This window comes from Streptomyces durbertensis (assembly GCF_014156695.1).
Taxonomy (GTDB): domain Bacteria; phylum Actinomycetota; class Actinomycetes; order Streptomycetales; family Streptomycetaceae; genus Streptomyces; species Streptomyces durbertensis.
Window position 1 is genome coordinate 1 of the sequence record NZ_WMLF01000253.1, and the last position, 7,726, is coordinate 7,726.

The following is a 7,726-nucleotide window of genomic DNA, read 5'->3' on the forward strand; positions in this document are numbered from 1 at the left end:
GCACCGGCCCGGCCACCACCCCGGCCGTCCCCGACTTCGCCGACGGCTTCGGCCTGACGCGGGACCCGGCGGGCACAACTGCGGCTGCTGGGCGCCGGCCTACGCCGACCACGTACCGCGCCTTGAGCCGCTTTGGCAGCCGCCGCGACCGACTGCCCCGCCCCGACACGCTCGTCGAGGAGAAGCCACCATGGCAAAGCAGTGGAGCAGGGCGAGGACTTCCGTTGCCGTCGGCGCCGTGTGCGCGACGGTTGTGACCCTGTCGGGCCCGGCCGCGGCCCAGACCCGGGCAGCCCAGAGCCGATCTTGCCGGAGAGTCCTCCGCGCTCAGCCCATGAAGGGGACACCATGTCCGAGCCGACCCCCACGGAAGGCGGGCCGCCGGTTCCGCCGCCCCCACCGGCCCGACCGCCACTGCCACTCCACCCGCCGGCCCCGCCGGCCCCGCCGAGGGTCGACGGATTCCACCGGCTCCGGGGCCTGCCGGCGTGGCGACGCGGGTGGCTGCTCGGCGGGGCGGCCGCCCTCGCGCTGGCGCTGTTCGCCGGAGTGCTGGTGGCGACCGGCGGCGACGGTTCCGGCGCCTCGGGCGGATCCGGCGCCTCCGGCGGGCCCGCCCAGCGGGCGCAGACGCCGCGTCAGGACCTGGAGCCGTTCCACCGGGCCGTGAAGGACCTCGCCGCCGCCCGGGGACTTCGCTACCAGGACACCTCCGCGCACGGGATCACCAAAAGCGACCTGACCGTCACCGCCGGCGGAAGCAGGTTCGGCACCACGGGCACCGGCAACCGCCGCCACGAACGCGACCTGTTGAACGTCGGCGGCAGGACGTTCCTGCGATGGCAGAAGGACCCCGCCCCCGGGCCGGGCGCGGGATCCGACGCCGGGGAGAAGCCGGGCCCCTGGATGGTCGGGCTGGAGGACGGCTCGACCCTCGTCGACGAGGCTGTGGACCGCGCCCTCACCCCGCCCGACCTTGCGCAGATCCTCACGAAGGCCCTCGCCGAGGTCGCGAAGAACCCGCCTCCCGCGTCCAGGGCCGGCGACCGCCCGCGCGACGTCAACGGGACCCCCGCGCTCGCCGTGAACACCCCGGCCGGCCGACTGCTGGTCAGCAGGCGGCCGCCGCACCGCGTGCTGCGGCTGGAGGCCTACGACCTGCGCGATTCCATCGACCGGTACCGGAACGGCGAGGACACGGAGATCACGAGGGTGACCTTCGGTCCGCTCGCCGACGGCAACGGCCAGGGCATGGACATCGAGCCGATCACCGACGACGAGGTCGAGTCGATGTTCGAGGAGCTGCTCAAGCGCGCCCGGCAGCTCAAGGACGCCACCGACCACGGCGTCGACTTCACCCTCGACGGCTCGGGCGCGCTGAAGTGCGGGCCCGGGGGCTGTTCGGTCCTCCAGCGGTTCACCGGCCGGATCTCCGCGAAGGCCCGGGAGGAACGCGTCACCGGGGGCCGGGTGTCCGCCGTCCTGACGGCCGCCTTCACCATCGGCGGGCGGCCCGCCGGCTCGTGCACCAGCGGCCGCGGTACGTTCCCGGTCAGCGGGGGCCGCGTCTCGGGCACGCTGCGCTGCTCCCACGCGGGTGCCGGGTCCGTCTACTCGTCGGTGGCCGCGCGGGAGAGGGCGCGGGCCGAGGCGCGGTCCCGGGCCGACGGCGGACGTCCCGTCCGGTACACCGTCCCGTTCCACGCGCGCGCCCTCGTCGACGCCCGCGCCCTCGCCGCGGTCGAGGTCCGACGACTCGTCGAGCGGGTGCTGCGCGAGCGCCACACCGCGACCGGCCGGGTCAGCGGACGGTGAGGGTGCCCCGCATGTTCGGGTGGAGGGAACAGGTGTAGGGGTGGCTGCCGGTCTCGGAGGGCGCCGTGAAGGTGCCGGACTCCCCGCTCGCGATGCTGCCGGTGTCGAACTCCCCGTCCTCCGTGGAGGTCACGGTGTGCGCCACGGTGTCCCGGTTGATCACCGTGACCTCCTGTCCGGGCGACACCTCCAGGTCCGCCGGCTCGTAGGCGAAGTTCTGGATGGTGAGCGTGACGGCGTCCTCGGCCGTGGCCGTCGGGGTGTCGCCGGGCGTGGGCCCGGTGTCACCGCCGTTGCCGCAGCCGGCCAGCAGCATGAGAACGGCGAGGACGGGGGCGGCCACGGTGGCGGCCCGGCGGCGTGCGAGAGGAGAGGACATCGTTCGGGCCTTTCGATCGCGCGGGTTGTTGCCCGCACCAGGCTTCCGCAGCGGCGGTGGAACAGCCGGCAGGCGCGGCCGGCGGGCGCGGATCGCCGTCGACGTCGACTCGTTTGCCGCGTGGACCAAACGGCGGCGGTGCGGCCGGGCGGCGGCCCGCCGGCCCCGGGCCTCGTCACAGGAGGCGGCGGTGTGTACGTCCGCCGGTGGGGCGGCGTCGGCCCTACCGTGCGGGCAGGGGGTTCGCGCGTCGACCGGGAGGTGCCCGAGTGGTGGTCTGCAAGCATGTGGTCGTGTCCGGGGTCGTCCAGGGGGTCTTCTTCCGGGACGGCTGCCGTGCCGAGGCGGTGGCCCTGGGGGTCGCCGGCTGGGTGCGCAATCTTCCGGACGGCACGGTGGAGGCCGTGTTCGAGGGGACGCCGGACGCTGTGGAAAGGCTTCTCGCGTGGGCGCGGGTGGGGCCGCCGGCCGCCTCCGTGGACGGGGTCGCGGTCCGGGACGCGGAGCCGGGCGGGCACAGCGGCTTCGAGGTGCGTCCGACGCCGTGAGCACTCCCCCGCTGACCCTGCGCTTCGCCGAGGAGCTGCTGTTCCTGCTGCCCGCCCGGCACCGGCGGCAGCCCGTACGGCTGCCGCCGGACGGCACCTCGACCGTGGGCCATCTTGTGCAGTCCGCGGGCGTCCCGCTGACGGAGACGGGGGTGCTGCGCGTCGACGGCACGCCCGTGCCGCCGTCCCACATCCCGGGGCCCGGTGCCGTCGTCGACGTGGCCGCCGTGCCGCGTCCGCAGCCGCTGCCGGTGCCCGCGCGGCTGCTGCTGGACGTCCATCTCGGCACGCTGGCCCGCCGGTTGCGGGTGCTGGGCCTGGACACCGCCTACGCCGACGACCGGTCCGACGCGGAGCTGGTGGCGCAGGCCAACGCCGAGCACCGGGTGCTGCTCACCCAGGACCGGGGCCTGCTGCGGCGCCGCGCGCTGTGGCGCGGCGCGTATGTGCGGGGCGGGCGGCCGGACGTCCAATTGGCGGACGTGCTGGCCCGTTTCCGACCGGCGATCGACCCGTGGACCCGCTGCCCGGCGTGCAACGGGCTGCTGTCGCCGGTCGCCAAGGCGGAGATCGACCATCTGCTGCGGCCGGGCACGCGGCGCAGCTACGACAGTTTCCAGCGGTGCGGCTCCTGCCTGCGGCTGTACTGGCCGGGCGCCCACCACGACCGGCTGGCCGCGACCGTGCGCGACGCGCGGGCGGTCCTCGGCAGGCAGACCGGTGTGGGCCGTTCGGGCAGTTCGGGCGCGCCGGGCGGTGACTGATCGACCCGGGCGGTGTTCATCTCCCTCTTCCGGGGTACGCGGGAGCGGTATGTCCGGAGACCAAGCGGTGCCCGAGGGAGTCGTGGGGCGGGAGCGGAGCAGAAGTCGAGCGGTCCGGCCGCCCAAGTCAGCCCAGGCGGCCGTGGAGGACCAGGTGGTCGGAGTTCGGCGTGGCCAGGGTCCCGGTCGCGCTGTCCTGCCACCTGGGGCCGGCGCCGCGGCTCCAGGTGAAGAGGTAGTCGAGTTTGCGGCCGTCCTCGTGGGTGGGGTGGCGCCAGGTGCCGGGGCCGCCGTCCGCCTCTTGTCCGACGGCGTACAGGGGGGCCATCGCCCGGTGCGAGGGCTCGGCGTTGAAGTCGCCGCCGACCACCACCGTGCCGTACGCGGTGAGGTCGCGGCCGCCGGGCCGCCAGGCGAGGAACTCCCGGACCTGGGCCGCCCGCACGGCGTCGCTGCGGGAGTCGAGGTGGAGGCCGCAGCTGAGGACCGCGCCGAGCGGGCCGACCCCGCTCTCCTCGACCGACTCCGCCACGTCCAGGAGAACTTCGTCTGCGCCCTGCTGCGCGACTAGACCGGCGAGGGCCCGCCCGGCGCCGGACCGGCCGGGCGGGTCATCGCCGTCACCTCCAGCGGGCCCTGGTGGTGCCGGGCGGTGACGGTGAAGCCGAGGTGCCGGTAGAGCGGGACGTTCGCGGGGTCGGCGGTGGTGAGGAAGCAGTCCGCCGTGGCCGTGTCGAGCACGTGGCGCAGCAGGGCCCCGCCGCACCCCTGGCCGGCCGCCTCCGGTCGGACGCCGACGAACTCCAGCGTCCGGGCGTCGTCGGGCGCCGCCGCCTCCGCGGCCTCCAGGTAGCGGATCGTGCGCCGTACCGCGCGCGGTCCGCAGCCGAGCGCCGTGCGCAACGACCAGCCGAGCCGGGCCACGGCGCCGGGCGCACCGCCCGGCGGTGACAGCACGGCCGCCGCCACGGCGCGGCCGTCCGGCTCCCGCAGCACGTACCACCGGCTGCCGGGCACCGTCCTGTGCGCCCGCAGCGTCGCGTCGAACCAACGCGCCGGTGTGCGCGGCGAGTCGCCGCAGATCCACCGCACGGCCGGTTCCCGACGGAACGCGGTGGCCAGCACCGCGACGCACTCCGCCCGCGCCGGACCCTCGTCGACCCGCCACCCGCCGCCGGCTCCGACCCCCGCCTCAGGCATCACGAGCCCCTTCCAGCGGCGCCTCGGGAACAAGATGGCAGACCACCAGTTTCAGGAAGAACAGCGGTGCGAACCAGGCGAGTTGGAGTGGAACCGTCAGCCAGAACAGGTTGACCAGCACGGCGGCCATCAGCACCACCATCGACACCGGCCGCCGGAGGTGCAGCGGCGCGAACTCCACACACACCGCCCCGACGGCCAGCAGCGCCGCGTTGCCCGCCGTCCACCCCCAGTCGCCGGACAGCACGACCAGGCCCATCGCGGCGAGGTGCGCGAGATGCGCGCTCACGAAGAGCAGCCGCGCCCGCCGGGCTCCGGGAGCGGCCCGGTGGTACCAACGCTTCGCCGCGTTGGTCGAGTTGGTGAGCACACCGCCGACGAGGTCGAGCGCCACGACCGCGACGATCACCAGCTGGGCGGTCGACCACCCTCCGACCGCTCCCGAAGCCCACACCCCGGCCGCCAGCAGCAGTACACAGAGGGTCCCTCCGCCGAGCTCGACCACCGACTCCGAGCGGCGCTTGCCCGGCCCCGTGAACCGCTCGACCCGCCCGGCGAACCCGGGCGGCGTCGCCGGTATCTCCCAGGAGACCCGCACGTCAGCGCGTTCCGTCACCGACCACCGCCCCCATCCGTGCCCCACAGGCCCCGTAGCAGCGGCCACAGTTGACGTCCGTCGGCGGTATCCGCCCCCGGCCCGCCGTCCACGGCGCCCGACGCCGGTCCGCAGTCCGCTGCGGCCCGCATCCGGGCGAGCGCCCACGCGTCGGCGGCCCGCACCACCGCGGCGGTGGCCGCCACCAGCAGGCCGCGGTCCACGTCCGTCCGGATCACCCCGAGCCGCTGCCCGTCGGCCACCACCGCGTCGAACCAGCCCGTCCACGGACCGTCGTCGGCCCGCCCGATCGCGGCGTCCGCGAGCGCCAGGTCGTCGGGGTGGCGGCGGAGGTGGTCGGCGAGGGCGGCGGCGCCCTGCTCGAGCCGCGCCCAGAACCCCGCCGGGTCCGCCGCCGGCAGCCACGGCCCGAGGGCCGCCAGCAGCCGTCCCAGCACCCCGTCGAGCACCGCGCCGAGCAGGTCCTCCCGGCCGTCGAAGTAGTGGTAGGCGGCGGTCTTCGAGATCCCCGCGGCCTCGATGATCTTGTTGTAGGAGGCGCTCTCGGCGCCGTGCGCGGCGAACTGCTCACGGGCGACGCCGAGGATGGCCTCCCGCCGGTCGGCGGGCAGGCGCTCGAATCTGGGAAGCGGCATGGGCCGATAGTACACACCAGGTGTGTGTACTGGTAGTACACACACCTGGTGCTGTCTGGTCCCGGCCGGCCGACGCCGCGGTTACTTCGGCATCAGCACGGTGTCGACGATGTACACGGTCGCGTTCGCGGTCTGGACGTTGCCGCAGACGACCTTGGCGCTGTCGTTGACCTCGTACGCCTCACCGGAGCCGCTGGTGGTGATCTTCCCCTTCTGGAGGGTTTCGAAGGTGCCGTCCTCAAGCTGCTCGGGTGCCAGCCGGTCGCCGACCACGTGGTAGGTCAGGATCTCGGTCAGCTTCTCCTTGTCCGCGAGGACGGCCTTCAGGTCCTCCTCGGGCAGCTTGGCGAAGGCGTCGTCGGTCGGCGCGAACACCGTGATGTTCTCGGCGCTGTTGAGGGTGTCGACCAGGTCGGCCTCCTTGACGGCGGTGACCAGCGTGGACAGCACCGGGTTGTTCGAGGCGGCGGTGGCGACCGGGTCCTGCGCCATGCCGTCGAAGGAGCCCTTGCCGTCCTCCGGCACGGCGGCGCAGCCGGCGCCGAAGGGGTCGCTCATCGCCATGGCGTCGCCGTCGGCGCCCCCGGTGCTGTCCTTGTCGGTGTCCTTGGCCTGCTCGGACGCGGTGCTCTCGGCGCTCTTGTCGCCGGAGTCGGAGTCCGAGCCGCAGGCGGCCAGCGAGAACGGCAGCACGGCGGCGGTGGCCACGGCGACGGCGGTACGACGCAGGCGGAGGTTCTTCCTCATGATGATCTGTCTCCTTCTGATAACCGATCGGTTCTGACGGTTGGTTGTGGGGTTCTCGGGGAGGCGCGGCAGCCCGCGTCGCGGGCTCACTCGACGGTCACGAAGACGTTGTGCCGGCCGCTCGCCCCGTTCGGGATCGGGCGGGCGCGCTTCTCGGTCTGCACCCGCCCGGTACCGTCCGTCGCGCGGACGGTGATCGTGTGGCCGCCCTGTTCGGCCTGCCAGCGGTAGGACCACGGGCGCCAGGTGTCGACGGTGTTCTCCACGGCGAGGTCCGCCTCGCGCCAGGGCCCGTCGTCGACGCGGACCTCGACCCGCCTGACGCCCCGCCGCTGCGCCCAGGCGACACCGGCGACCGTCACCGTGCCGGCGGGCACCCGGGCGAAGGGCTTCGGCGTGTCGATCCGCGCCTGGGTCTTGATCGGGGCGCGCCGCGCCCAGTTCCGCTTCACCCAGTACGGGTCGTAGGCGTCGAAGGTGGTCAGCTCGATGCTCTCGATCCACTTGCACGCCGACACGTAGCCGTAGAGGCCGGGAACGAGCATGCGGACCGGGAAACCGTGCCGGAAGGGCAGGGGTTCGCCGTTCATGCCGACGGCGAGCATGGCGTCACGGCCGTCCATGACGTCCTCGACCGGCGTGCCGAGCGTCATCCCGTCGACCGACCGGGCCACGAGCTGGTCGGCCGGCCCACCTCGGGAGGGCGGCCGGACCCCCGCCTCGGCGAGCAGGTCGGCCAGCGGCACACCCAGCCAGCGGGCGTTGCCGACGTACGGGCCGCCGACCTCGTTGGAGACGCAGGTCAGCGTGATGTCCCGCTCGATCAGCGGACGGGACAGCAGCTCGGCGAACGTGTGGGTGCGGGTGCCGGTGATCCCCCGGCCGTGGACCCGCAGCCGCCACGACTCCGCGTCGACCTTCGGCACCACCAGGGCGGTGTCGACCCGGTAGAAGTCCGCGTTCGGCGTGGTGTACTCGCTGATACCCGGCACCCGCAGCCGGGCGCCGCGCGGTACCGGCGG

10 protein-coding genes are annotated in these 7,726 nt (G+C 74.5%); 3 read left to right on the forward strand and 7 right to left on the reverse strand.

Annotation, left to right across the window (positions count from 1 at the left end; genetic code table 11):
* Window positions 1-348 precede the first annotated feature (348 nt).
* A complete protein-coding gene (locus GL263_RS16940; protein ID WP_182856561.1) occupies window positions 349-1,815 on the forward strand; it encodes a hypothetical protein in 1,467 nt (488 codons plus the stop codon).
* Here GL263_RS16940 and GL263_RS16945 read toward each other — a convergent pair.
* Complete coding sequence (locus GL263_RS16945) at window positions 1,802-2,194, reverse strand: cupredoxin domain-containing protein (protein ID WP_228456570.1); 393 nt, start codon at window positions 2,192-2,194, stop codon at window positions 1,802-1,804. The two genes, GL263_RS16940 and GL263_RS16945, sit on opposite strands and share 14 nt — an antisense overlap.
* Window positions 2,195-2,466: 272 nt before the next feature.
* On the opposite strand from GL263_RS16945, the gene GL263_RS28440 reads away from it, so the two are divergent.
* Both GL263_RS28440 and GL263_RS28445 read left to right on the forward strand, forming a co-directional pair.
* Window positions 2,467-2,742: an acylphosphatase gene (locus GL263_RS28440; protein ID WP_323379439.1), complete on the forward strand. Its 276-nt coding sequence runs from the start codon at window positions 2,467-2,469 to the stop codon at window positions 2,740-2,742.
* On the forward strand, window positions 2,739-3,506 hold the full coding sequence (locus tag GL263_RS28445; protein WP_323379440.1) for a Mut7-C RNAse domain-containing protein: 768 nt from the start codon (window positions 2,739-2,741) through the stop codon (window positions 3,504-3,506). The genes GL263_RS28440 and GL263_RS28445 overlap by 4 nt, the downstream gene beginning before the upstream one ends.
* A gap of 127 nt (window positions 3,507-3,633) precedes the next feature.
* Here the strand turns inward: GL263_RS28445 and GL263_RS16955 are convergent, their stop codons facing one another.
* The 6 genes from GL263_RS16955 to GL263_RS16980 all read right to left on the reverse strand — a co-directional run.
* Window positions 3,634-4,038, reverse strand: coding sequence for an endonuclease/exonuclease/phosphatase family protein (locus tag GL263_RS16955; RefSeq protein WP_182856563.1), 405 nt, complete (start codon window positions 4,036-4,038; stop codon window positions 3,634-3,636).
* A 35-nt stretch (window positions 4,039-4,073) separates the two neighbouring features.
* Entirely contained in the window at window positions 4,074-4,706 is a 633-nt protein-coding gene (locus GL263_RS16960) for a GNAT family N-acetyltransferase (protein ID WP_182856564.1), read from the reverse strand.
* On the reverse strand, window positions 4,699-5,322 hold the full coding sequence (locus tag GL263_RS16965; protein ID WP_182856565.1) for a hypothetical protein: 624 nt from the start codon (window positions 5,320-5,322) through the stop codon (window positions 4,699-4,701). The genes GL263_RS16960 and GL263_RS16965 overlap by 8 nt, the downstream gene beginning before the upstream one ends.
* Complete coding sequence (locus GL263_RS16970) at window positions 5,319-5,957, reverse strand: TetR/AcrR family transcriptional regulator (RefSeq protein WP_194377635.1); 639 nt, start codon at window positions 5,955-5,957, stop codon at window positions 5,319-5,321. The genes GL263_RS16965 and GL263_RS16970 overlap by 4 nt, the downstream gene beginning before the upstream one ends.
* An 81-nt stretch (window positions 5,958-6,038) precedes the next feature.
* On the reverse strand, window positions 6,039-6,704 hold the full coding sequence (locus GL263_RS16975) for a fasciclin domain-containing protein (RefSeq protein ID WP_182856567.1): 666 nt from the start codon (window positions 6,702-6,704) through the stop codon (window positions 6,039-6,041).
* Window positions 6,705-6,790: 86 nt separating this feature from the next.
* Window positions 6,791-7,726, reverse strand: a 936-nt coding sequence (locus GL263_RS16980) for a molybdopterin-dependent oxidoreductase (RefSeq protein ID WP_182856568.1), incomplete at its 5' end; no start/stop codon positions are given.

Excerpts from the sequence above, each read along its gene's own strand:
- GL263_RS16940 (WP_182856561.1), top strand. The coding sequence starts at position 349 with ATGTCCGAGCCGACCCCCACGGAAGGCGGGCCGCCGGTTCCGCCGCCC.
- GL263_RS16945 (WP_228456570.1), bottom strand. The coding sequence starts at position 2,194 with ATGTCCTCTCCTCTCGCACGCCGCCGGGCCGCCACCGTGGCCGCCCCC.
- GL263_RS16960 (WP_182856564.1), bottom strand. The coding sequence starts at position 4,706 with ATGCCTGAGGCGGGGGTCGGAGCCGGCGGCGGGTGGCGGGTCGACGAG.
- GL263_RS16970 (WP_194377635.1), bottom strand. The coding sequence starts at position 5,957 with ATGCCGCTTCCCAGATTCGAGCGCCTGCCCGCCGACCGGCGGGAGGCC.
- GL263_RS16975 (WP_182856567.1), bottom strand. The coding sequence starts at position 6,704 with ATGAGGAAGAACCTCCGCCTGCGTCGTACCGCCGTCGCCGTGGCCACC.